This is a genomic window from Martinezella paranaensis (genome assembly GCF_014200235.1).
In the GTDB taxonomy this organism is placed as follows: Bacteria; Pseudomonadota; Alphaproteobacteria; order Rhizobiales; family Rhizobiaceae; genus Rhizobium; species Rhizobium paranaense.
Window position 1 is genome coordinate 94411 of the sequence record NZ_JACHBI010000007.1, and the last position, 22477, is coordinate 116887.

22 protein-coding genes are annotated in these 22477 nt (G+C 60.4%); 7 read left to right on the forward strand and 15 right to left on the reverse strand.

What is annotated here, in order from left to right; all coding sequences use genetic code 11:
* The first annotated feature begins 134 nt into the window (after positions 1 to 134).
* Entirely contained in the window at positions 135 to 1832 is a 1698-nt protein-coding gene (locus GGD50_RS18085; protein WP_107106887.1) for a long-chain fatty acid--CoA ligase, read from the forward strand.
* Between the two features lie 185 nt (positions 1833 to 2017).
* Entirely contained in the window at positions 2018 to 3643 is a 1626-nt protein-coding gene (gene pgi / locus GGD50_RS18090; RefSeq protein ID WP_107106886.1) for a glucose-6-phosphate isomerase, read from the forward strand.
* Between the two features lie 345 nt (positions 3644 to 3988).
* Here the strand turns inward: pgi and GGD50_RS18095 are convergent, their stop codons facing one another.
* From GGD50_RS18095 to GGD50_RS18105, 3 genes are all read right to left on the reverse strand, one after another.
* Positions 3989 to 4915 (reverse strand): carbohydrate kinase family protein, encoded by a 927-nt coding sequence (locus GGD50_RS18095; protein ID WP_107106885.1) that lies wholly within the window; start codon positions 4913 to 4915, stop codon positions 3989 to 3991.
* 75 nt (positions 4916 to 4990) lie between these two features.
* A complete protein-coding gene (locus GGD50_RS18100; protein ID WP_107106884.1) occupies positions 4991 to 5692 on the reverse strand; it encodes an orotate phosphoribosyltransferase in 702 nt (233 codons plus the stop codon).
* A gap of 97 nt (positions 5693 to 5789) precedes the next feature.
* Complete coding sequence (locus GGD50_RS18105; protein WP_107106883.1) at positions 5790 to 6464, reverse strand: TetR/AcrR family transcriptional regulator; 675 nt, start codon at positions 6462 to 6464, stop codon at positions 5790 to 5792.
* Positions 6465 to 6563: 99 nt separating this feature from the next.
* Between GGD50_RS18105 and GGD50_RS18110 the strand changes: the two genes are divergently transcribed.
* Positions 6564 to 6710 carry a hypothetical protein gene (locus tag GGD50_RS18110; protein WP_181315995.1) on the forward strand — a complete coding sequence of 49 codons (147 nt, stop codon included), beginning with the start codon at positions 6564 to 6566 and terminating at the stop codon, positions 6708 to 6710.
* Positions 6707 to 7186, forward strand: a complete 480-nt coding sequence (locus GGD50_RS18115; protein ID WP_107106882.1) for an anthrone oxygenase family protein — start codon at positions 6707 to 6709, stop codon at positions 7184 to 7186. Before GGD50_RS18110 ends, GGD50_RS18115 begins: the two co-directional genes overlap by 4 nt.
* Before the next feature lie 7 nt (positions 7187 to 7193).
* On the opposite strand, the gene GGD50_RS18120 is transcribed toward GGD50_RS18115, so the two are convergent.
* The 6 genes from GGD50_RS18120 to GGD50_RS18145 form a co-directional block, all read right to left on the reverse strand.
* Positions 7194 to 8372 (reverse strand): GGDEF domain-containing protein, encoded by a 1179-nt coding sequence (locus GGD50_RS18120; protein ID WP_107106881.1) that lies wholly within the window; start codon positions 8370 to 8372, stop codon positions 7194 to 7196.
* Positions 8373 to 8553: 181 nt separating this feature from the next.
* Complete coding sequence (gene pyrC, locus GGD50_RS18125; protein WP_107106880.1) at positions 8554 to 9594, reverse strand: dihydroorotase; 1041 nt, start codon at positions 9592 to 9594, stop codon at positions 8554 to 8556.
* Between the two features lie 92 nt (positions 9595 to 9686).
* Positions 9687 to 10319 carry a nucleoside triphosphate hydrolase gene (locus GGD50_RS18130; RefSeq protein ID WP_107106879.1) on the reverse strand — a complete coding sequence of 211 codons (633 nt, stop codon included), beginning with the start codon at positions 10317 to 10319 and terminating at the stop codon, positions 9687 to 9689.
* Positions 10316 to 11125 (reverse strand): ATP-binding cassette domain-containing protein, encoded by an 810-nt coding sequence (locus tag GGD50_RS18135; protein ID WP_181315994.1) that lies wholly within the window; start codon positions 11123 to 11125, stop codon positions 10316 to 10318. Before GGD50_RS18135 ends, GGD50_RS18130 begins: the two co-directional genes overlap by 4 nt.
* On the reverse strand, positions 11101 to 12165 hold the full coding sequence (locus GGD50_RS18140) for an ABC transporter permease (RefSeq protein WP_107106878.1): 1065 nt from the start codon (positions 12163 to 12165) through the stop codon (positions 11101 to 11103). Before GGD50_RS18140 ends, GGD50_RS18135 begins: the two co-directional genes overlap by 25 nt.
* 175 nt (positions 12166 to 12340) lie before the next feature.
* Entirely contained in the window at positions 12341 to 13366 is a 1026-nt protein-coding gene (locus GGD50_RS18145) for a sugar ABC transporter substrate-binding protein (RefSeq protein ID WP_107106877.1), read from the reverse strand.
* 255 nt (positions 13367 to 13621) lie between these two features.
* On the opposite strand from GGD50_RS18145, the gene GGD50_RS18150 reads away from it, so the two are divergent.
* Positions 13622 to 14869, forward strand: coding sequence for an ROK family transcriptional regulator (locus tag GGD50_RS18150; protein WP_107106876.1), 1248 nt, complete (start codon positions 13622 to 13624; stop codon positions 14867 to 14869).
* Positions 14853 to 15287, forward strand: a complete 435-nt coding sequence (locus GGD50_RS18155; RefSeq protein WP_107106875.1) for an RbsD/FucU family protein — start codon at positions 14853 to 14855, stop codon at positions 15285 to 15287. The genes GGD50_RS18150 and GGD50_RS18155 overlap by 17 nt, the downstream gene beginning before the upstream one ends.
* 218 nt (positions 15288 to 15505) lie before the next feature.
* Here GGD50_RS18155 and GGD50_RS18160 read toward each other — a convergent pair whose 3' ends face one another.
* From GGD50_RS18160 to GGD50_RS18175, 4 genes are all read right to left on the reverse strand, one after another.
* The gene (locus GGD50_RS18160) at positions 15506 to 16543 is read right to left on the reverse strand and encodes a 4-hydroxyproline epimerase (RefSeq protein WP_107106874.1); all 1038 of its coding nucleotides are present in this window, start codon (positions 16541 to 16543) and stop codon (positions 15506 to 15508) included.
* A 14-nt stretch (positions 16544 to 16557) separates the two neighbouring features.
* Positions 16558 to 17268 carry an SDR family oxidoreductase gene (locus tag GGD50_RS18165; protein ID WP_107106873.1) on the reverse strand — a complete coding sequence of 237 codons (711 nt, stop codon included), beginning with the start codon at positions 17266 to 17268 and terminating at the stop codon, positions 16558 to 16560.
* Between the two features lie 9 nt (positions 17269 to 17277).
* Positions 17278 to 18525, reverse strand: a complete 1248-nt coding sequence (locus GGD50_RS18170) for an NAD(P)/FAD-dependent oxidoreductase (RefSeq protein WP_107106872.1) — start codon at positions 18523 to 18525, stop codon at positions 17278 to 17280.
* A gap of 139 nt (positions 18526 to 18664) precedes the next feature.
* Positions 18665 to 19969, reverse strand: a complete 1305-nt coding sequence (locus GGD50_RS18175; protein WP_181316002.1) for an alpha/beta hydrolase — start codon at positions 19967 to 19969, stop codon at positions 18665 to 18667.
* Between the two features lie 277 nt (positions 19970 to 20246).
* Here GGD50_RS18175 and GGD50_RS18180 point away from each other — a divergent pair, with 277 nt between their 5' ends.
* Entirely contained in the window at positions 20247 to 20444 is a 198-nt protein-coding gene (locus GGD50_RS18180; protein ID WP_181315993.1) for a hypothetical protein, read from the forward strand.
* A 190-nt stretch (positions 20445 to 20634) separates the two neighbouring features.
* Here GGD50_RS18180 and GGD50_RS18185 read toward each other — a convergent pair whose 3' ends face one another.
* Together GGD50_RS18185 and GGD50_RS18190 are read right to left on the reverse strand one after the other, a co-directional pair.
* Complete coding sequence (locus tag GGD50_RS18185; RefSeq protein WP_107106870.1) at positions 20635 to 21516, reverse strand: aldo/keto reductase; 882 nt, start codon at positions 21514 to 21516, stop codon at positions 20635 to 20637.
* A 28-nt stretch (positions 21517 to 21544) separates the two neighbouring features.
* Positions 21545 to 22393 (reverse strand): oxidoreductase, encoded by an 849-nt coding sequence (locus tag GGD50_RS18190; RefSeq protein WP_107106869.1) that lies wholly within the window; start codon positions 22391 to 22393, stop codon positions 21545 to 21547.
* Positions 22394 to 22477 lie beyond the last annotated feature (84 nt).

Genomic DNA, 22477 nt, shown 5'->3' on the forward strand with positions numbered 1-22477 from the left:
CTCTACGTCTTTAGGTGAGGGCAAAAGCGGCAGCACTGTGAAAAGCGGGAGACTTTTCAGCGAAGCAGTGCCACGCTACAAAGCCGCGGCTCGCCAAGGGCGAGGCGTGATGATGCGTAAGGGAGGAAGTGCGCATGAATTCAGTCTCTGCTCCTTCGGATAGACCGCAGGTCAACAAAATATGGCTTGCTTCCTATCCGGATATCGTACCGGCCGAATTGCCGCCGTTGGAGCACGCATCGCTCATCGAACTGCTGGAAGAAAGCTGCGCGCGCTATGCCGACAAGCTCGCCTTCACCAGCATGGGCAAATCCATTACCTATCGCGACCTCGATACGCAGACGCGCAAAATCGCCGCCTGGCTGCAGAGCCTCGGCCTTCAGAAGGGCGATCGCGTCGCCGTCATGATGCCGAACGTGCTGCAAAACCCCGTGACCGTGTACGGCATACTTCGCGCCGGCCTCGTGGTCGTCAACGTCAACCCGCTCTACACGCCGCGCGAACTCGAGCACCAGCTTCGCGATTGCGGCGCCAAGGCGATCTTCGTTCTTGAAAACTTCGCTCATACGGTGGAGCAGGTTCTGGGGCATACGGATGTGCGCCATGTCGTGGTCACGGCACTTGGCGACATGCTTGGCATCAAGGGCCACATCGTCAACTTCATCGTCCGCAAGGTGAAGAAGCTCGTGCCGGCATGGTCCATCCCCGGCCATCGCGGCTTCAAGGGTGTGGTCTCCGAAGGCGCGCGCCTGCCGTTGAGACCAGCCGAACTCACGGGCAAAGATATTGCGTTCCTGCAATATACCGGCGGCACCACCGGCGTTGCCAAGGGCGCGATCCTCACCCATTCCAATCTGCTCGCCAACCAGCAGCAATTGCTGCTCTGGCTGCAATCCGCCTATATCAACAAGCCGCGCCCCGAACAGCTAACTTTCGTCTGCGCATTGCCGCTCTATCACATCTTCGCGCTGACGGTGAATTCGTTGATGGGCATGTCACTCGGCGGTCATAACGTCCTGATTGCCAACCCACGCGACATACCGGGCTTCATCAAGGAGCTGGGCAAATACAAGTTCGATATGTTCCCCGGCCTGAACACGCTGTTCAACGCGCTGATGAACAATCCCGAATTCGCCAAGCTCGATCTGTCCCATACCGCAGTCCTCGCCGGCGGCATGGCGGTGCAGCGGCCGGTTGCCGAGCGCTGGCAAAAAATGACGGGAGCCTGGATCACCGAAGGTTATGGCCTTTCCGAGACCTCGCCGGTTGCAAGCGCCAACCGCTTCGACAGTTCGCAATTCTCCGGAACGATCGGGCTGCCGATCACGGGCACCGATTTCGACATTCGCGACGAGAACGGCAGATCGCTGCCTCTCGGCGAGGTCGGCGAAATCTGCATCCGCGGGCCGCAGGTCATGGCGGGCTACTGGAAGCAACCGGCCGAAACCGCACGCGTGATGACAGCGGACGGCTTCTTCCGCAGCGGCGACATGGGTTTCATGGACGAGCGCGGCTACACCAAGATCGTCGACCGCAAGAAGGACATGATCCTGGTCTCCGGCTTCAACGTCTATCCGAACGAGATCGAGGAAGTCGCCGCCATGCATCCGGGCATTCTCGAAGCCGCGGCCATCGGCGTGCCGGACGAACATTCGGGCGAAGCTGTCAAGCTTTTCATCGTCAAAAAGGATCAGGCGTTGACCGAGGCCGATGTCAAGGCGCATTGCGTTGCAAACCTCACCAACTACAAGCGGCCACGCTTCATCGAATTCCGCAGCGAATTGCCGAAATCGAATGTCGGCAAAATCCTGCGCAAGGAATTGCGTAACTGACATAATTGGATGTCACTATTCCATGCCATTCGGAAAGCCGCCCGCCCTTCTCCGCGGGCGGCTTTTTTCGTTTTTACCGGTGCGCGAACTTGATTTACCCCTTACAAAGCGAATAGTTTCCGCGACCAACTCAGAGTGCCCCGCCCTCGCCAGATGGCCTGCGGCGTGAACCGCAAGGAGCCCCCATGAACGCCCTCGTCGAACAACTGAAGAGCACTGCAGCGGCCACCAAAGCCACGGATATCCGCGCGGCCTTTGCAGCCGACTCCCAACGTTTCTCCCGCTTCAGCACCGCGCTTGACGACCTGCTGATGGACTATTCCAAGACTGCGGTGAACGACGAGGTCTTCGCGCTTCTCGAAAAGCTCGCCAACGAAGGCGGTATTGCAGCCAAGCGCGACGAGATGTTTTCGGGCGTTGCCATCAATTTCACCGAAAATCGCGCCGTTCTGCACACCGCGCTGCGCAATCGCTCCAATACGCCGGTCTTCGTCGATGGCAAGGACGTAATGCTTGACGTCAACGGCGTGCTAGCGGCCATGGGCAAATTTGCCGACGGTATCCGCTCGGGCACGCTGAAAGGCGCGACCGGCAAGGCGATCACCGACGTCATCAATATCGGCATTGGCGGCTCCGATCTCGGCCCGGTCATGGCGACGCTGGCGCTTGCCCCCTTCCATGATGGCCCGCGCGCGCATTTCGTCTCCAACATCGACGGCGCCCATATCGCCGATATCCTGAAGCTCGTTGCGCCGGAAACGACGCTGTTCATCATCGCGTCCAAGACCTTCACCACCATCGAGACGATGACGAACGCCCAGACGGCGCGCAACTTCATCGCCAAGGCTCTTGGTGAAGCTGCTGTTCAGCATCACTTCGCCGCCGTTTCGACCGCGCTCGACAAGGTTGCCGCTTTCGGCATCGATAGCGAGCGCGTCTTCGGCTTCTGGGATTGGGTCGGCGGCCGCTACTCGATCTGGTCGGCCATCGGCCTGCCGCTGATGATTGCTGTCGGTCCGGAGAATTTCGGCAAATTCCTCGACGGCGCGCATGCGATGGACAACCATTTCCGCAAGGCGCCGCTCAAGGAAAACCTGCCGATGCTGCTGGGCCTCATCGGCTTCTATCATCGCAACGTGCTGGGTTACACGACCCGCGCCATCCTGCCCTATGACCAGCGCCTGTCGCGCTTCCCCGCCTATCTGCAGCAGCTCGATATGGAATCGAATGGCAAGGGCGTCACCATCGACGGCACGCCGGTCGAGGGCAATTCCGGCCCGGTCGTCTGGGGCGAGCCCGGCACCAACGGCCAGCACGCTTTTTACCAGTTGATCCACCAGGGCACGAGCATCATTCCGGCCGAATTCATGATCGCCGCCAATGCCTTCGAACCGGATCTGCGCCACCAGCACCAGTTGCTGGTGGCAAACTGTGTGGCACAGTCGGAAGCCCTGATGAAGGGCCGCACCTTCGCCGAAGCCAAGGCCCAGCTCACCGCCAAGGGCATGGACGATAAAAAGGCCGATTTCATCGCGCCGCACCGCGTATTCACCGGCAATCGCCCGTCGATCACCTTCGTCTACGACAAGCTGACCCCCTACGCACTCGGCCGCCTGATCGCGCTCTATGAACATCGCGTCTTCGTCGAAGGCGTGCTCTTCCGCATCAACTCCTTCGACCAGTGGGGCGTCGAGCTCGGCAAGGAACTGGCAACCGGCCTGCTGCCGGTCATCGAAGGCAAGGAAAGCGCTGCCGGCCACGATTCGTCGACGCAGGGCCTGGTGGCTGCGCTCGCAAGCCGGGCGAAGTAAGTCTCTTCGACCAAGAATAAAATGGCCCCGTCTGTTGCGTCAGGCGGGCCCTTTTACGTGAAGGTGCGGCAAACGCGAGGTTATCTCGCCCTTGGCGGGCGAGAAAGCAATTTCATTGGTTTAGGAATTGCGATACCGGAAGCTCTGCATCTTCAAAAGCTTCTCGCAATTTCTAAGCCATTGAAATTGCAAGGGTGGAGGTCCGCTTCTTGCACTGATCCGCTGGACATTGGTCACGTCCCTGCCTACCCCCGCCCTTGCAATTTCTAAGAATTAGACAAGGGGCAAGCCCTCGCCTAATCCTAAGAAATTGCTTTCCCGCCGCCAGGGGCGGGATAGGACCTCTTACAGCCCAATCTCATGCGCCCAGGGCGGGTTGGCACCTGCGCGGGACACCGTAACGGCCGCGGCCTTGGCGCCCAAGGCCAGCGCGTCGCGAAGCCCCTTCTCATCCAGAGATGCAACCTGCGCCTTGGTCAGCAGATTGTTCATCTTCAGCGATGCCAGGATGCCGGCGTCGAACGTGTCGCCCGCGCCGACGGTATCAACCACGGTCACGCGTTCGCTCGGCACCGTCACCTTCAATGACTTCGTATAGCCCGTCGCGCCCTCGGCGCCCTTGGTGACAACGACCAGCTTGGCGCCCTGGTTCAGCCAGTGAGCCGCAAGTTCGTCATGGTTGCCGGCGATGCCGAACCATTCAAGATCTTCATCGGAGAACTTCAGGATGTCGGACATGGCGGCCATGCGGCTGATGCGGCCCATATGCGCCGGCTTGTCCTTGATGAAGCCGGGGCGGATGTTCGGATCGAGCGAGATCACCCGGCTTTGATATTCGCGCTTCATCAGCGCTTCGTAGGTCGCACCGCAGGGATTCGGGATCAGGCTGATGGCACCGAAATGCAGGGCTTCGCAGTCATCTCCCAAAGCGGGGAGATCGGCCTCGGTGATCATGCGGCCGGCGGAACCTTCGTCGTAGAAGGCATAGGTCGCCTGGCCGTTGACGAGCTTGACGAAAGCGATCGTGCTCGGACGCGGAGCGATAGCGCAATAGCTGTAATCCACCTTGGCGGCCGCGAGCGTCTCGCGCAAGATATCGCCCATCATGTCGTCGGCAATGCCGGTGAAGAAACCGGTCGGAACGCCAAGACGGCCAAGCGCAATCGCGGTATTGAAGATCGCGCCGCCGGCATAGGGCGCAAAGGCCTTTTCACCCAGCGTCGTATCTCGCGGCAGCATGTCGATCAAAGCTTCGCCACAGCACAATATCATTCCGGCCTCCTCGATGGCATGTCTGTCAGTGTAGTCCGTAAATCGATTAGATAAATTTACGGCAAAAGCAAAGCATCACTTTGTTGCCAGTTCCGATACGCCGCCATTCCGGCCAGACCAGGCGAGCGGCGCGTTGAGAAAAGCTTCCACTTCCTCGAGCGTTTTGTCGTCGAACAGCTTTTGCGCCTTGGCGACGGCAAGCGCATCACGCCAGGTGGCGATATGGTGGAGCCGAACCTTCGCGTTGGCAAAGCGCTCCTCGGCTTCCGGGAAAATGCCGTAGTAAAACAGCGCCATACCGTGGTCGACGATGCCGCCGGCAGCACGGATGGCGTCGATGAACGTAAACATGCTGCCGCCCGCCGTTGTCAGATCCTCGATGACCAATACACGGGCCCCTTCCGGCATATGGCCCTCGATCTGTGCATTGCGGCCATGGCCCTTCGGCTGCTTGCGGACATAGATCATCGGCAGATCAAGACGCTCGGCGAGGAAGGCGGCGAAGGGAATGCCCGCCGTCTCGCCGCCGGCAACGCAATCGAACTGCTCGAAACCGGCGTCGCGCATGACGATGCTGGCGGCGAAATCCATCACTGTCGAACGAATGCGCGGGTAGGAAATCAGCTTACGGCAATCGATATAGACCGGGCTCGCCATGCCGGAAGCCAACTTATAAGGCTTCTCGGCGCTGAAATGCACCGCCTTGATCTCCCAAAGCATCTTCGCCACCAGTTCGGCCATGACGGCGCGATCGGAAAATGTCATCTGGGTGGTCATGCAGGCCTCCTTCGCTATTTAAGACATTCCTGCGGCAATAGCAGCAAGTGGCCGAGGTTTCCAGACGGATCGGTCCTCTGCGCGCCTCTTCCAGAGGCTATTGCATCGATTGCGGCGGCTTCTCCGAAACAGCACCGATATCAGCGGGCAGCATTGCCTTAAACAGGGCGATCGCCCTGTCGCCCTCCTCCTTCTCGAGCGAAATCGCATAGCGCACGGCGGCGGCGACCAATTGCATGGTCAGTCGCGCAATCCGAGCCAGCTCCTCGGAATCACGCGTCGGCCAGAGACGATGAAGGACGGCCAGAAAAGCCTGAGAATGCCATTCCATATCCTCGGCATCGATCTCCTGCAGAAGCTTGTCCGCCTGGGTCGCATGCCAGATATCCCGCATGACCGGCTCATCGCGGAACATCGCGTAGTAACCGTCGACGATGCTGCCAAGCGCGCCCTGAAGATCGTCAGTGCTTTGCACGCGCGCCAGTTCGATCTCCACACATTGCCGCCCCTGTTCGTTGAAGCGTTCGGCCAGGACACGGATAATGGCGGTCTTGTCGGGAAAATATTGATAGAGCGAACCGAAGGAGACTCCGGCCTTTTCGACGATCTCGCCCATACGCAATGCGTCGCTGCCGTTCTTTTCGATCAGCTCCATCGCAACCGATAAGATCCGCTCGACACGCTCGCGGCCGCGCTGCTGGCTGGGGATTCGGCGCGGTGTCCCCGCCTCTTCCTTGCTGCGCCTGCGTTTCACAATCGGTTCCTGCGTCATGCCACCACTCGCCCGTCGTTCTTGACAGACGATATAAGAGAGTTTATCACATTTCGCAAATGAGATAATTTATCACATTTTAAACGAGGGAGGCCCGATATGCAGATCTCGACGATCGCCGCCATCGGCGGATTGGGAAAAACCGGCGGCCGTGTCGTCCGACAGGTACTCGCCAGGCCGCCCAGGAATTTTTCCGACTATGCCCGTGGAACCGCCACAAGCGGCATCTGGAGTGTCCAATCATGACCTACCCGATCACGAACATCGCTCTCATCGCCGCCGCACTCGGCAGCGGCCTTCTCGCCGGCGTCTATTTTGCCTTCTCGACCTTCATTATGCAGGCCTTCGCCCGTCTTACCGTCGATCAGGGCGTCGCCGCCATGCAATCGATCAATACGACGATTGTGCGTTCACCCTTTATCGCACTGTTCCTGTTGACGGCTGCGCTCTCGGTGTTCATCGCCGTGATGGCAATGCTCTATTGGCGGGGCGGCACCAGCATCCTGATGATTGCCGGCGCGGCGCTCTACCTCGTCGCCAGCCTTCTTTCGACCATGGTCTTCAACGTCCCCTTGAATGACGCCCTGGATAAGGTCGATGGCCGCACGGCGGAAGCAGCTCAGCTATGGAGTACCTATCTCAGCGATTGGACGAAGTGGAACCATGTGCGTACGGTGGCGTCGCTGCTCGCCTCATGCGCCTTCGTCCGGGCTCTGTTTTAATTGATCGTCAGGACGCCGTACGAGAAACGTCCGGCGAGACGGCGTGCAGATAGACCGCAACCTCGACGCGGTTGCGGCCATTGCGCTTGGCAGCATAAAGCGCCTTGTCGGCGGTGCTGAGGACGCTGTCGAAACCGATACCCTCGGCGGTGCCGAGCGCGACACCGGCGCTGACCGTGCAAGCAAACGATTTGCCGTCGGCGATGATTTCACGGGCAGCAAAAGCGTCGCGGACCCGCTCAGCGATCTGCTCTGCCCGGCCCGACAAGGCATTGTCGAGGACCAGTGCAAATTCCTCACCACCAAGACGAGCGACCTTGTCGGAGGCCCGCAGTCCGGCCGACAATTCCTTGGCAAAAAGCTTAAGCACTATGTCGCCGGTGGCATGGCCATACTGATCGTTGACGGACTTGAAGCGATCGATGTCGAAGACGATTACGGCCATGGACGGGCCGAAAGAGCGGTGGCCATAGAGATCGAACAGAGCCCGCCGGTTGAGCAGACCGGTCAGCGGATCGGTGATGGCCTGCTGACGATGATGCGCCGCCTGACGCCATTGATGCAGCGCCAGCGACAGGGCGCCGATGCCAGTCATGCCGGCAATGCAGATGGCAAGGCTGACATCTTCGGCCCAATTGTCCGGCGCATGGCCGAGCACGAGCTTACCGTCCCAGATCAGGACGCCCGCACACAGCGCAAAGGAAATGGCGGTCAGCGTGTAAAGCGCTGCGATGCCATAGAGCGGCGTCAGCGCCTCATGACGGCTCAACCAATATTCGCGCGCCGTCAACAGCAGAAGCACCGCGACAACGATATTGTCGCCCATGAAAGCGAGGCCATCATAACCGGCGAGCATGGCCGGCACGGAAGCGGCAATGCCGGTCAAGCTTCCCAGCAAAGCGCGGGTCTTGGAAAACCGACGCGTGCGGAACTGATATCCCGCCGCCCAGATGATCGAAAAGCCAATAAAAAACAGCACGAAGGTGAGAATGGCGAGTATCGGTCGCGGCTTGTCGACATAGGCACCATAGGTGAAAATCCCGACAACGATCGGCACAAGGCCCGCAGAACAGCTCAGCAGGAATGTCTCAGGCCGGCGGGAAAACCAGCTTCCGCCCAGCGTCACCGCAAGACAGGACGCAGAAACGCCAAGGGCAAGCAGAAGAGAATTATAGTCGAGCTCCATGCTTTTCCTTCGACGGTTTCATTCCGCACCGTTGGGGATCGGCATAACGCTACCCCTCAAGGGGTATCATATTGGTTACGGGATCCGATAAAGATCATGTATTTCAATAAAATATGCCTTTGATATTACGAAAGCAGTCTCCAAACAAAAATATTTTTATCGGCACGCAGGATTATTTTTCTTAAGCCTCGACATCCCAGTGCAAGGGGAACATCGGATCAAACACGGTAATGGCGCCCGCTTCGGTTTTGATCTTGTCGGGAAAGGCCACCGATTCCGCGCGGCGGATCAGCGTAATGCGATCCTCGTTCGCCGCCAGCCCATACCAGGCGGGGCCGTTCAGTGAAGCGAAAGCCTCGAGTTTATCGAGCGCACCTTCCTGTTCGAACACATGGGCCAGGCAGCTCATGGTGTTGACCGATGTGTAGATGCCGGCGCAGCCGCAGGCGCATTCCTTCAGCGGATCGACATGCGGGGCGGAATCGGTGCCGAGGAAGAACCTGGCGTCGCCGCTCGTGGCGGCAGCGCGCAGCGCCAGGCGGTGGCTTTCGCGCTTGGCGACCGGCAGGCAGTAATAATGCGGCCTGATACCGCCGACGAGGATGGCGTTGCGGTTGATGATCAGGTGATGCGTGGTGATCGAGCCGGCGAGATTGGCCTTTGCCGACTTGATGTAGTCAATGCCGTCCGATGTCGTCACGTGCTCCATGGTGACTTTCAGTTCCGGCAGGCGCTGACGCAGCGGATCGAGTACGGTTTCGATGAAAACGGCCTCGCGGTCGAAAATGTCCACATCCGGCGACGTCACTTCGCCATGCACACAGAGCGGCAGGCCGATCTTGGCCATGCGCTCCAGCACCGGCATCGCCCTGTCCATATTCCGCACGCCGCCATGGGAATTGGTCGTCGCACCGGCGGGATAGAGTTTGACGGCGGTGATGAGGCCGCTTTTCTTGCCTTCCTCGACATCGTCGGGATCGGTGTGCTCGGTGAGATAAAGCGTCATCAGCGGCTGAAAGCGGTCGCCTGCCGGCAATGCCTTCAGGATGCGCTCACGATAGGCCGCCGCATCCGCGGTAGTGACGACCGGCGGCACCAGGTTCGGCATGATGATGGCGCGGGCGAAATGCCTGGAGGTATCCCCGATCACGCCTTCCAGCACGGCGCCGTCACGCAGATGCAGATGCCAATCGTCAGGGCGGCGGATGGTGAACTTTTGCATGAGCGCGAACCTCTGAATGGTTATCGCGCTTCGAATAGCACCATACGCCACCGCAAAACAATCGATGGCGACGTGTAAATGACAGTGTGGGCTCAGCCCTGTACGATATCGATGGTGAAATCAGCGGGACGGCGGTTCTCGAGGATCAGCCGGCCGTTCGGCAGGTCGTTGCCGTAGACCTTGGCACCCGCCGCCTCTTCGTCGAGGTTATAGCCCCGCCAACGCTCCCAGAGCCGCTCCTCCAAGACCTCCATCGGCGGCGCCAGCATGATCGAATAGTCGAACATGCCTTCCAGCTCCGCCCACTTGCCCTGATTGAAGAGCAGGTAGTTCCCCTCGATGACAATGAAGCGGTGATCGGGAGAGACGATGCGAGCCGACGCGATGGCGATCTCGCGCGAACGGTCGAAGACCGGCACCAGTACTTCCTGATCGGCTGCGCGCACAGCCTTGACGATATCGAGAAAGGCGCGGACGTCGAAGCTTTCGGGAACGCCCTTGCGCTTCAGCAGACCCTTTTCGATCAGCACGGCGTTATCCATGTGGAAGCCGTCCATCGGAAGGACCTCGGCGCTCTCGCCCTTGGCTATGAGCGCCTTGGCCACATTGTCCGCCAGCGTCGATTTGCCGGCGCCGGGCGGGCCGGCAATCGCGACGAGAAACCGTTTTACGCCGTTGGCGCGCCCGATAATCTCGTCGGCGATTCCCTCGAGCACGGAGCTCATGCGGCGACGGTTTCCGCCGGCGGCGCCTTGGCGCCGGTCATGAAGGCAACGGCATCCGACATCGAATATTCCTTCGGGTTGATCACGGTCAGACGACGCCCGAGGCGATGGATATGGATGCGATCTGCCACCTCGAAGACATGCGGCATATTGTGCGAGATCAACACGATCGGCAAGCCGCGGGCGCGGACGTCCAGAATAAGCTCCAGCACCTTGCGGCTTTCCTTGACACCAAGGGCGGCTGTCGGCTCATCCATGATGACGACCTTGGAACCGAAGGCGGCAGCACGCGCCACCGCCACGCCCTGGCGCTGGCCGCCCGAGAGCGTTTCCACCGCCTGGTTGATGTTCTGGATCGTCATCAGGCCAAGTTCGCTGAGCTTGTCGCGGGCGCGCTTTTCCATCGCCGGACGATCGAGCATGCGGAACAAGGAGCCGAGGATACCGGGCTTCCGGATTTCGCGACCAAGGAACATATTGTCGGCGATCGAGAGCGCCGGCGACAATGCCAGGTTCTGATAGACGGTCTCGATGCCGGCCTCGCGCGCTTCCATCGGCGATCGGAAGTGGACGGGTTTCCCCTCCAGCTTGATCTCGCCTTCGTCGGGCGTGGTCGCGCCGGAGATCGCCTTGATCAGCGAGGATTTGCCGGCGCCGTTATCGCCGATGACAGCAAGGATTTCGCCGGGATAGAGGTCGAAATCGGCATTGTCGAGGGCGGTCACGCGTCCGTAACGCTTGACGAGACCGCGGGCTGTGAGAAGAGGTTCGCCAGTCGTGGTCATGCCGACACCTTTCTGATCCATTGATCGATCGCGACGGCGCCGATGATCAGCACGCCAGTCAAAAGAACCTTCCACTGCGGGTCGGCTCCGAGCATGTTGAGGCCCATGGACACTACGCCGACGATCATTGCGCCGAACAGCGTGCCGAGGATCGAACCGCGGCCACCGAAGAGCGAGATGCCGCCGATCACGGTCGCGGTAATCGCCTGAAGATTGAAATCCGTCACGGCCGAGGATGGCGAGATCGAACCGTTGCGGCCGATCGAAACCCAGGCGGCGAATGCCGCGATCAGTCCCGAAACGCCGTAGACGGCGAGCAGCACCTTCTTGGTCTGGATACCCGACAATTTTGCCGCTTCCGGATCATCGCCGACAGCATAGACATGCCGGCCCCAAGCCGTGTGATTGAGAACGTACCAAAGGCCAACCACCAGCAGCACCATGGCGATGACGCCGAGCGTCAGCACCGCGCCGCCAAGCCGGAAGCTGATCGCGAAGAGATGCAAGAGCGGCGCCTGTTCGTCGACATCGGTGTCGCGAATGGTCTCGTTGGCGGAATAGATGAAATTCGTCGCCATGACGATATTCCAGGTGCCAAGCGTCACGATGAACGGCGGCAGCTTCATGGTGGCGACGAGGAAACCATTGAGCAATCCGCAGACGCCGCCCACAAGCATGCCGGCAAGAATGGCAATGGGCGTCGGCATGCCGTAGGTTATGGCGCAATTGCCCATGACGACAGCGGAAATGACCATGATCACGCCGATCGAAAGATCGATGCCGGCGGTCAGAATGACCAGCGTCTGCGCTGCGCCGAGAATGCCGACAATGGCGATCTGCTGCAGAACGAGGGTCAGCGTATAGGCGGAGAAGAACCGACCGCCGATGGCAATGCCGAAGATGATGATTGCCACCACCAAGACGATCAACGGCACCGCGGCCGGAGTCGAATGCAAGAAATGCTGTGTGCGTTTGAGAAGAGTGACATCCTGGTGCTCAAACGAGGCGACGTTCTTGTCGCTGCCATCGAGAACACGCTCGAATTCCTGTGCTCCGGTCATTGTTTTCCTCCGCAACCGCGCCGAACTACGCGGAAACCGCCGGGGTTGAAACCGGCCGGGGCTCAAACCCGGCCGGCATGGTATCGCGACGGCATAATCCTAAGCCGAAGAACCGCATCAACAAGACGTGTGAAACGGCTCTTCGAACAAGATCACGCCAAACCTAGGATTGGGCTTAGCCCCAGCACTTCGCAGTACCTTCCTTGGTATCGATCGACTTCAAGCCAGAAACCGGCTTGTCCGTCACCAGCGAAACGCCGGTGTCGAAGAAGGACTTGCCTTCGGTCGGCTTCGGCTTTTCACCGGTGTCGGCGAACTTCTTGATCGCTTCGACGCCGAGAGCAGCCATCATCAGCGGATACTGCTGCGAGGTCGCGCCGATGACGCCATCCTTGACCGACTTGACGCCCGGGCAACCGCCGTCAACCGATACGATCAGGACCTGCTTTTCCAGACCGACTGCCTTCAGGGCCTGATAGGCGCCGATAGCGGCCGGTTCGTTGATCGTGTGGATGACGTTGATGCTGGAGTCCTTCTGGAGAAGGTTTTCCATGGCCTTGCGGCCGCCTTCTTCGTTGCCGTTGGTGACGTCATGACCGACGATGCGCGGATCGGTCTCGTCGCCGATCTTGTTCGGATCCTTCGGGTCGATGCCGAAGCCGATCATGAAGCCCTGGTCACGCAGGACGTCGACGGTCGGCTGCGACGGCGTCAGGTCGAGGAAGCCGATCTTGGCGCTCTTGGCCTTGTCGCCGAGGGTCTTGTTGGCCCATTCACCGATCAGCTTGCCGGCGAGAAGATTGTCGGTGGCGAAAGTCGCGTCGGCAGCGTTAGCCGGATCCAGCGGGGTGTCGAGCGCAATGACCAGGAGGCCTGCATCACGCGCCTTCTTGATCGTCGGAACGATGCCCTTGGTGTCGGAAGCGGCGATCAGAATACCCTTGGCGCCTTCGGCGATGCAGCTTTCGACCGCAGCCACCTGGCTTTCGCTGTCGCCGTCGATCTTGCCGGCATAGGACTTCAGCGTCACGCCGAGTTCCTTGGCCTTAGCGGTAGCACCTTCCTTCATCTTGACGAAGAAGGGGTTCGTGTCCGTTTTGGTGATCAGGCAGGCGGAAACGTTGGCAGCATTGGCCGGCGCGGCAAAGACGACACCGATCGCCAGAGCGGCGAGTGCTGCGGAAACAACAGATTTCTTCATTCAATCCTCCCAAAATTTGAATAGACCGGAACCTTCCGGCGGTCTCGGCTCGCAGTGAGACCGGATCTAAGACGTGTCATGTCTGCTTGGATTTCTTCCAGATCGGCCGCCTCCAAGGCCATGCTCACGTCCTCCAACGCCCGTATCTGATCCTAAAGATTTCCTTCTGTCAATAAATAAATCGGATTGAATTATTAATCGGATGTGGCATGTTGCTGAATAATACGGCATGGCCATGATGGAAGGAGCGGGCCAATGTCTCCCTTACAAGACCCGGCAGATACGCCATCATCACCCATGATTCTCGACCCCAGCGGGGGTGCGAATCAGGTGCGCGTCCGCGCGCATAATGAACGGCTGGTGCTGTCGCTTGTGCGCCGTCACGGCGCGCTGTCGAAGGCGGAAATTGCGAGGCGCAGCGGACTGTCGGCACAGACGGTCTCCGTCATCATGCGTGCCCTGGAGAAAGAGGGGCTGCTGTCGCGCGGCGAGCCCGTGCGCGGACGCGTGGGGCAGCCTTCCATTCCGATGCGGCTCAATCCGGATGCGGTGCTCTCCTTCGGAGTCAAGATCGGCCGGCGAAGCGCCGATCTCGTGCTGATGGATTTCGTCGGGCACATTCGGATGCAACTCCACCAAATCTATCCCTACCCGCTGCCGCAGGACATCATGTCCTTCGTCACATCAGGCATTCAGGAACTCGAAGCACGCCTCAGCAGTGAAGAACGCCGCCGGCTTGCCGGGGTCGGCATCGCCGCCCCTTTCGAACTCTGGAACTGGGCGGAAGAAGTCGGTGCGCCCGATGGAGCGATGGAGGCCTGGCGCGGTTTCGACCTGCAGGCGGAGATCGCCGCTCGTGTGCCCTATCTCGTCTATCTGCAGAACGATGCCACCAGCGCCTGCGGGGCCGAACTCGTCTTCGGCGTCGGTCCGCGCTATCCGGATTTCGTCTATCTCTTCATCGGCTCCTTCCTCGGCGGCGGCATCGTTTTGAACTCCTCGATCTTCGTGGGGCGAACCGGAACGGCAGGCGCGCTTGGCCCGTTGCCCGTACGCGGACGCAACGGCGAAACCCGGCAGTTGCTCGACATCGCTTCGATCTATGTTCTGGAAAATTACTTGCGGCAGGCCGGCTTCGATCCTCGGCCGCTCTGGTATTCCGCCGATAACTGGATCGATTTCGGCGAGCCGTTGGAAACCTGGATCCAGGATACGGCAAAGGCACTGGCGCAGGCGATCGTCGCCGCCGCCTCCATCATCGATTTCAGCGCCGCCATCATCGATGGAGGCTTCCCCGACTGGGTGCGCGAACGCGTCGTGCGCGCCACCATCAAAGCGGCTTCGGATCTCGACCTGCAGGGCGTCGTCCTGCCCGAGATCATCGAAGGCGCGGTCGGTCCGCAGGCACGTGCCATCGGCGGCGCCAGCCTGCCGATCTTCGCGCGCTACCTCATAGACCAGAACATACTTTTCAAGGAGATAGACCATGCTGAAGGGCATTGACCCGCTGTTGAGCCCCGACCTCTTGGCGACGCTGCGCGCCATGGGACACGGCGATGAAATCGCCCTCGTCGACGGCAATTATCCGGGTCTCGAACATGCCCGCCGCCTCATCCGTCTCGATGGCCATGGCGTCGTCCGGGTGCTCGATGCGGTGCTGAGCGTATTGCCGATCGACGATTTCGTGCCGCAGGCGATTTTCCGCGCGACGGTCAAGCAGGACCGCGATGCCCTCGATCCCGTGCATGCGGAAATGGTTGACGTTTGCGCACGACATGTCCCCGACATCAAGGTCGTGCCGCTGCTGCCGGCGGAATTCTACGAGCGGGTGAAGCAGGCGCATGCGCTGGTGCAGACAAGCGAGCCGCGGCTTTATGGAAATATCATTCTGCGTAAGGGTGTGATTTATCCGAAGGGATAACGAGGGCGCATGCCAAGAAAGCCCCTCATCCGGCCTTCGGCCATCTTCTCCCCGCAGGCGGGGCCAAGGGGATGGGCGCACCCACGGCCTTCTTACCAGCCAATCACCTGGACGAGAGCGAGAGGTCGTCCCCTCTCCCCGTCAAAAACGGGGAGAGGGCTAGGGTGAGGGGCTAAACTCTCCATGCGACCTATCGAAACGGCCTCTCCACTTACCCCTCAAATATCCCCCGCCGAAGGTCCCCAGACGTCCGTCATGGCGAAACCTTCCGCCATGGGATCGAAGGGATCCAGCGCCACCTGGCTCAGGCCGAAGGTGAAGCCGCGGCCGGTGATGGTGGGGATGATGGCGGGCTTGCCGGCAACTTCTGTCACGGCCTGCAGGCCGACCTCGAATTCCGAGCCGATGATCGAGCGGGATTTGAAGACATCGCCGACCTTGGCCTTGCCTCTGGCATGCAGCGTGGCGAGGTTGGCGGAATTGCCGGTGCCGCAGGGCGAGCGGTCGGCCCTGCCCGGCCACATGGTCGTGCAGGTGCGGATGGCGCCATCGGGGTCGATATCCCGGAACATCACGTAGGCGACGCCGGAGATGGCCGGAATTTCCGGATGCACGACCGGGATCGTACGGTTGATCAAATCCTTCAGGATCATGCCGGCCTGGACGAGCGCTGCGGCATTGCCCTTCTCGATCGTCAGATTGATCTGGCTGACATCGACGAGCGCATAGAAGATGCCGCCATAACAGAGATCGAGCTTGATCCTGCCCCAATGCGGCGTGTCGATCTGCACATCCAACTCGTGCACGAAGGACGGAACCATGGTGAGCCGCACCTTCTCGCAGCGACCGTCGCGGCAGGTGGCGGTCGCCCGCACTAGGCCGGCGGCGGTGTCGAGCGTCACCACTGTTTCCGGCTCCTTCATCTCGACGATCCCGGATTCGAGCAGCGCCGTCGTCATGCAGATGGAATTGGAGCCGGAGCTCGCATGCGCCTGATCCGGCTGCAGGACGACGAAGCCGGCATCGGCATCGGGATGCTTGGCCGGCAGCAGCAGGTTGACGGAACCGATCGGCGCGCCGCGCGGCTCCAGCACTAGGAAGCGGCGCAGCTCCTGCCCCTTCGGATCTGTGTTCAGCCATTGCAGTTGCTCGGCGATGGTATTGCCAGGAATCTTCGGCACGCCGCCGATCGCGACCTTGCCGATTTCACCTTCGCAATGAACGTCCAGCAACTGAATCGTGCGCTTCCATCTCATGTCGACAACTCCAATCAGACGTGACGGGTGATACCGCCATCAACGCGAATATTCTGGCCGGTGATGTAGCCGGCGCCATCGGAGAGCAGGAAGGCCGCGGTCTTGGCGATCTCGCTCATCAGGCCGATACGCTTCATCGGCACCTTGTCGGCGGTTTCCGGCTTGTGATTCAAACTGTCGATATAGCCGGGCAGGATGCAGTTCATGCGGATATTGTTGGCCGCATACCGGTCCGAATAGAGCTTGGTGAAGGCGCCGGCAGCAGCGCGGTAGGTGCAGGAAACCGGGAAGACCAGCGACGGCTCGTAGGCGGCAAAAGTGGTGATATTGACGAAAGCGCCCTTGCCCTGCTTCAGCATGACCGGCGTCACCAGCCTTGCCATGCGCACCAGCGACAGGATCATCATGTCGGAGCCGAGCGTCCAGCTCTCGTCAGAAATATCCAGCAGATCGCCCTTCGGTGGGTGGCCGGTATGATTGACCACGGCGTCGATGCGGCCGTAACTCTTCATCGTCAGGTCGAAGATCGCCTGGATATCCTCGGCTTTTTCCGCGACACCGCGCGAGGCAACACCGCCGAGTTCAGCGGCCAGCTTTTCGCAGCTTTCCGAAGGCGACATCAATGCCAGGCGATAGCCGCTGGCCGAGAGTTCGCGAGCGATCGCCTCGCCCATGCCGCGGCCGCCGCCGGTGATCAGTGCAACGGGCTTTTCGGTTTCGGACATGTATTCCTCCTAGTAGCGATTGATGCGGAACGGGGTCATATCGACCTCGGGCGTGACGCCGGTCATCATATCGGCCATCAACCTTGCTGTCGTCGCCGAAAAGGTCAGTCCCAGATGGCCATGGCCAGTGGCGTACCAGACGCCCGGAATGCGTGAAGAGGGCGAGATGATCGGGAGCGTGTCGGGCAGCGCCGGGCGGTGGCCCATCCAGTCCTTGGCGTCCTCCACCTGCAGGCCTGGCAGTGCCCGCTGAGCGTGACGGACGAGGATGCGCGGACGACGAAAATCCGGAGGCGCATCGAGACCCGCCAATTCGACATTGCCGCCGACGCGAATGCCGCCGGCCGTCGGGGTGACCATGAAGGCACGATGCGGCCAGATGATCGAATAGCGCATGGCAATGCCGGGCTTCATGATCTGCGTGTGATAGCCGCGCTCAGTCTCGAGCGGGATCGGCTCGCCGAGTGCAGAGGCGATGAAGCGCGTCGGGACGCCGGCGGCGAGCACGACATCATTGACCTCCAGCCGCCTTTCGTCTTCGAGAAGCACCGCCATGGCGCCATTTGCCTGACGCTCCACGGTTCGGATCGCGCCGGAGGTGAAGGTGGCGCCGAGAGCCTTTGCCGCATCCACCAGCTTGAGCACGAGCTGATAGGGGTCGCGGATCGACTTGTTGTCCGGCATCAGCACGGCCTTGGCAATTTTCGGCGAGAGCGCCGGCTCGTAATCGCGGATTTCCGCGCCGGAAAGAACCTTGTGCTCGAAACCATAGCGCCGCATCAGCTCGATGTGGCCGCGATCGCCGGTAAACTCCGACTCGGTCTCGTAGATGGCCAGGCAGCCCTCTTCCGTCATCAGATCCGGAGCGCCGATGGTGTCGAGCATCGTTCTGAAGTCACCGAGTGCGCGACGGGACAGGCCCATGCCGGCATCTTCGATCTCTTTCAACCGGGAGGGTCGACCGGCGGCGACGAAGCGCAGGAACCAGGGCAGCATTTTCGGCGCATAGGAAGGCCTGAGCCAAACCGGACCTTCCGGGTCCAGCAGCCAGCCGGGAATCTTGCGCCAGGTGGACGGGCCGGAACTGGCGGCAAAATCGAGCGCAATGCTCGCCATATTGCCGAAGGAAGCGCCCTTGCCCGGCTCATCCTTGTCCACAAACGTCACCTGCCGTCCACGCCGCTGCAATTCGAAGGCAATCGCCGCACCGACAATACCGGCGCCGACAACGATGACCGTCCGCTTATTTTCGTCCATTCCTGAAATCCATCCGCAGAGCGCGCGCCCGATTTGATGCGATTCTGTGATATATCAGATCAGGAGATGTGGCTATGCGGTTTTTGCGAGAGAGCGGAATGCCAAGCGCAAATCCTTCGTCGCGGTGGAGCGAGAATAGCTATTGACCGATCGCCGTGCCGACGCTGCTGCCGGTCGTCTCGACGCTGTCACCGACGGAGCCGACGGTATTGCTAGCGGATGCGCCAAGGCGGCGGACCTGCTCGCCGTAATTCTGGCGGGTGCGCGGATCGAAGATGGCGATCGGCGCACTGACGGCGACACTGGCAGCGCTGCCGACCGTCTGCGCGGCGCCGATGGCGACGGCACCGACCGCTTCGCCGATGCCGACATCGGAATCGGTGATGGTCTGCCCCTCGATCAGCCGGTCGCCGATCAGCTTGACCACCTCAGGGCTCTCGGCGAATTTGCCGTGGTTCAGCCGATCGCCGGTCTTGAGCTTGGTGAGATCGAGCACGGTGATGCCCTGTTTTTCGAGCGCGCTGCGGTAGGGCTCGGCGCCCGGGTCGATCTGGCCGAGGCGGTCGACATTGCCGGAGATGCGGCGCGACAGCGATAGCGCCCGGTCGTCGCGTGAGACGAACAGGGTGAAATGCGGCTTGTCCTTGCCGAGCGCTGCAAATTGCTGGCCGAAGACATCGACGTCAAGATCGGGAGACGCAAGAATGACGTTCTTGATCTTCGGCGCGACACGGCCATCGCGGATCGCCATCTGCCTCAAGGCCTCGACGGCGAGCCAGGTGCCCATGGAGTGAGCCATGACGGTGATATCGCCGACGGAAGGATTGGAGGAAGCGCGGCGCAGCAGCTCTTCCAGCGCATCGCGGGAATAGTTGGCGCTTTCCTTGTCGTAGGCATAGTCGAAAATGCTGGCGCGCGACGGCCAGGTGAAAACGACCGGCGCGACATCGGCATGGGAATCATGGACGATCTGCGCAAAGCGATAGACCGAATCCTCATAGCGATTGTTGAAGCCGTGCACGAAAATCAGCACGCGCTTGTTCTTCGGCAGATGCGTACGCAGCCACGCCTGATTGTCGGCTACACCCGTCATCGACTGGACGGAGGTGGTGACGAAATTCTTCATGGGATCGCCGGGCAGCCGGCTCGGCCACTGCACCTGACCAGCCTTGCGATTGGCCTCCGGCGGGATCGAGACGCTGACAGCATCTACCTTCAAACCGGGGCCGCGCTCTCCGGAAAACAGGATCGCCGGGTCCTTGTCCGGCAGGCGAGTGGTGGCGACCAGCAGATCGACCTTGGAGGTGCCCGGGACACTGTCGACGACCGGCTGCATGACGCCGATCGGACGGCCGCCGCAGGCGGTGAGCGACAGAGCAGCAGTAACGGCGATAGCCCGGAAGAAGGCCTTCCCGCATCGGCCAGCATCTTCCATGCGCTGCATCGCGCCAACCCTCTTCATCGCAATTCCAATGTCGCCGCCAACATACCCATGGAGGGTCACCGTGCAAGCGACGTTCGCTGTCTTCGCAACGTGATGTGGTGCTAATTCATGGGAGCGAGGCAAAGGCGCAACGGTGGGTTGGAAGAAACGACCACAATCAAGACCGACAGGAATCTTAGAGAACAGGGGGAAATAAAAAGAGCCCGACGCGGGAGGAGGATGCATCGGGCTCTTGATCCGGATTGGCAACTGGGAGGAGGAGGAGTGTTGCCAATCTATGAAGGAGCGCTGGGAGGAGGAGTGCGCTGCCTTCGAGGGATTAGATATAACCGCCGGGCAGGCATTAACAGACTGGCTTTCGCAATGCAGCAATGCACTGAGCGCAAGGCTTTTATCGCATTTACTTGAAATACCGCATATCACTGGCAATTGGAGCATTTCCATCGCCTATTTTACAGTCGCAAATGACGAATGAATGAGATTTACATAGTCGTGATCCGTCATTTTTGCCCGTGCGCCTAACGAGCCCGAGAAGCATCATCGCCGATGAAATAGCGCAGGAGACCGCTGCCATCCGCTACCGATTCGCAAATAAGGACAGGCCGCAGACGTAAAAGAGCGGCCGCTTCGCCAGCGACCGCCCTCATATTCACTCAAGACGACCATTAAGCAGCCGCAAACGCCTTCTTGCCCTCGGCATCCAGCGCCGAGAACTCGTCATCGGACAGCGTGATGTTCACTGCCGCCGTGTTCTCTTCGAGATGCTTGACTTTGCCGGTGCCGGGGATCGGCAGCATGACGGGGCTGCGTTTCAGGACCCAGGCAAGCGCGATCTGGCTCGGAGCGGCGCCATGTTTCTTGGCGATGATGTCGAGCAGCGAGCCCTCCTTGGCGAGGTCGCCGGCAGCAAGCGGATACCAAGGGATGAAGCCGATATTGTGCTTGGCGCAATAATCGAGAACGTCCTCGCTGGTACGGTCGACAAGGTTATAGCGGTTCTGGACCGTCGCCACCTTGAAATGCTTCGAGGCGGCTTCGATGTCGGCGACCGATACTTCGCTGAGGCCTGCGTGGCGGATCATCTTGGCATCGAGCAGCGATTTGACGGCACCGAACTGTTCGGCGGCAGGCACTTTGGGATCAATGCGGTGAAGCTGCCAGAGATCTATCTGCTCGACACCGAGATTGCGCAGGCTCTTATGCGCCTGCTGGATCAGATACTCCGGGCGGCCCAGAGGAATCCACTGGTCGGGACCGGTGCGGGTCAGACCTCCCTTGGTGGCGACGACAAGTTTGTCGCCATAGGGGTGCAGCGCCTCCTTGATCAGACGTTCGGAAACATCGGGGCCATAGGAATCGGCCGTGTCGATGAAATTGATACCAAGCTCCGGCAGGCGCTTGAGGGTGCGGACGGATTCGGCGTGATCCACAGGCTCGCCCCAGATGCCGGAACCGGTGATGCGCATGGCACCGAAACCGAGGCGATTGACGGTGAGGTCGCCGCCGATCTTGAATTGACCGGACTTGGCTGCGTTTAGATCTGACATGGTTTTCGTCCCTATAGTCTGGTTGACGTTATTCGAAATCCGTGGAAGCCGAGACCTGTTCCCAGGCGTCGAACTCGGTCTTGAGCAAGCCGAGCTTTTCGCGAACGAGACTGATGGCGTCGCGACCTAAGAGTAGATGGGTCGGTGGGTTTTCCGAGGCAATGAGCTGCAACATAACTTGTGCCGCCTTCTTCGGATCGCCGGGCTGTTTGCCGCTGCGTTCGAGGCGGCGCTGGCGCAACGGTTCGAAGACCTCGTCATAATCGGGGATCGAGCGCTCGGCCCGCACCATCGAGCGGCCGGCCCAATCGGTGCGGAAGCCGCCCGGCTCGATAGCGGTCACATGGATGCCGAAGCTCTTGACCTCTTTCCCGAGGCTTTCGGAAATCCCCTCCAGCGCGAATTTGCTGCCGTGATAGAAGGAAATGCCCGGCAGAGTGATGATACCGCCCATCGAGGTGATGTTGAGAATGTGGCCGGCTCGGCGCTTGCGCATATAGGGCAGCACCGCCTGGATCACGGCGACGGGGCCGAAGACATTGACCTCGAACTGGCGGCGCAGCTCTTCGATCGTCGATTCCTCGACCAATCCTTCATGCCCATAGCCGGCATTGTTGACGAGAACGTCGATCGCGCCGATCTCGTTCTCGACCTCGGCGATAACAGGCGCGATGGCGGCTGTGTCGGTGACGTCGAGCAGCTTGGCGAAGGCGAAGCCTGGCTTCAGCGCTTCGAATGCGGCGCGGCCGGCTTCCTTGCGCAGCGTGCCGACGACCTTATGACCGGCAGCAAGGGCGGCCTCGGCGAGTGCCCGGCCGAAGCCCGTGGAAACGCCGGTGATGAAAAGTACCTTGGTATCGGATTTTATCGCAGACATAGCGATGTCTCCTTGTTGGATGAAGGCAAGATAGGCCGAGGCGACATTTTCGATAATCTCATCAATCGAAGATGACCTTTTTAG

What these genes read in the sequence shown, in the direction of transcription:
- GGD50_RS18175 (WP_181316002.1), bottom strand. Translation starts at nt 19,969, where the DNA reads ATGCAGCGCATGGAAGATGCTGGCCGATGCGGGAAGGCCTTCTTCCGG.
- GGD50_RS18135 (WP_181315994.1), bottom strand. Translation starts at nt 11,125, where the DNA reads ATGGATCAGAAAGGTGTCGGCATGACCACGACTGGCGAACCTCTTCTC.
- GGD50_RS18085 (WP_107106887.1), top strand. Translation starts at nt 135, where the DNA reads ATGAATTCAGTCTCTGCTCCTTCGGATAGACCGCAGGTCAACAAAATA.
- pyrC (WP_107106880.1), bottom strand. Translation starts at nt 9,594, where the DNA reads ATGCAAAAGTTCACCATCCGCCGCCCTGACGATTGGCATCTGCATCTG.
- GGD50_RS18140 (WP_107106878.1), bottom strand. Translation starts at nt 12,165, where the DNA reads ATGACCGGAGCACAGGAATTCGAGCGTGTTCTCGATGGCAGCGACAAG.
- GGD50_RS18155 (WP_107106875.1), top strand. Translation starts at nt 14,853, where the DNA reads ATGCTGAAGGGCATTGACCCGCTGTTGAGCCCCGACCTCTTGGCGACG.
- GGD50_RS18180 (WP_181315993.1), top strand. Translation starts at nt 20,247, where the DNA reads ATGAAGGAGCGCTGGGAGGAGGAGTGCGCTGCCTTCGAGGGATTAGAT.
- GGD50_RS18165 (WP_107106873.1), bottom strand. Translation starts at nt 17,268, where the DNA reads ATGTCCGAAACCGAAAAGCCCGTTGCACTGATCACCGGCGGCGGCCGC.
- GGD50_RS18170 (WP_107106872.1), bottom strand. Translation starts at nt 18,525, where the DNA reads ATGGACGAAAATAAGCGGACGGTCATCGTTGTCGGCGCCGGTATTGTC.
- GGD50_RS18130 (WP_107106879.1), bottom strand. Translation starts at nt 10,319, where the DNA reads ATGAGCTCCGTGCTCGAGGGAATCGCCGACGAGATTATCGGGCGCGCC.
- GGD50_RS18145 (WP_107106877.1), bottom strand. Translation starts at nt 13,366, where the DNA reads ATGAAGAAATCTGTTGTTTCCGCAGCACTCGCCGCTCTGGCGATCGGT.
- GGD50_RS18100 (WP_107106884.1), bottom strand. Translation starts at nt 5,692, where the DNA reads ATGACCACCCAGATGACATTTTCCGATCGCGCCGTCATGGCCGAACTG.
- GGD50_RS18110 (WP_181315995.1), top strand. Translation starts at nt 6,564, where the DNA reads ATGCAGATCTCGACGATCGCCGCCATCGGCGGATTGGGAAAAACCGGC.
- GGD50_RS18095 (WP_107106885.1), bottom strand. Translation starts at nt 4,915, where the DNA reads ATGATATTGTGCTGTGGCGAAGCTTTGATCGACATGCTGCCGCGAGAT.
- GGD50_RS18160 (WP_107106874.1), bottom strand. Translation starts at nt 16,543, where the DNA reads ATGAGATGGAAGCGCACGATTCAGTTGCTGGACGTTCATTGCGAAGGT.
- GGD50_RS18185 (WP_107106870.1), bottom strand. Translation starts at nt 21,516, where the DNA reads ATGTCAGATCTAAACGCAGCCAAGTCCGGTCAATTCAAGATCGGCGGC.
- GGD50_RS18115 (WP_107106882.1), top strand. Translation starts at nt 6,707, where the DNA reads ATGACCTACCCGATCACGAACATCGCTCTCATCGCCGCCGCACTCGGC.
- GGD50_RS18120 (WP_107106881.1), bottom strand. Translation starts at nt 8,372, where the DNA reads ATGGAGCTCGACTATAATTCTCTTCTGCTTGCCCTTGGCGTTTCTGCG.
- pgi (WP_107106886.1), top strand. Translation starts at nt 2,018, where the DNA reads ATGAACGCCCTCGTCGAACAACTGAAGAGCACTGCAGCGGCCACCAAA.
- GGD50_RS18190 (WP_107106869.1), bottom strand. Translation starts at nt 22,393, where the DNA reads ATGTCTGCGATAAAATCCGATACCAAGGTACTTTTCATCACCGGCGTT.
- GGD50_RS18105 (WP_107106883.1), bottom strand. Translation starts at nt 6,464, where the DNA reads ATGACGCAGGAACCGATTGTGAAACGCAGGCGCAGCAAGGAAGAGGCG.
- GGD50_RS18150 (WP_107106876.1), top strand. Translation starts at nt 13,622, where the DNA reads ATGTCTCCCTTACAAGACCCGGCAGATACGCCATCATCACCCATGATT.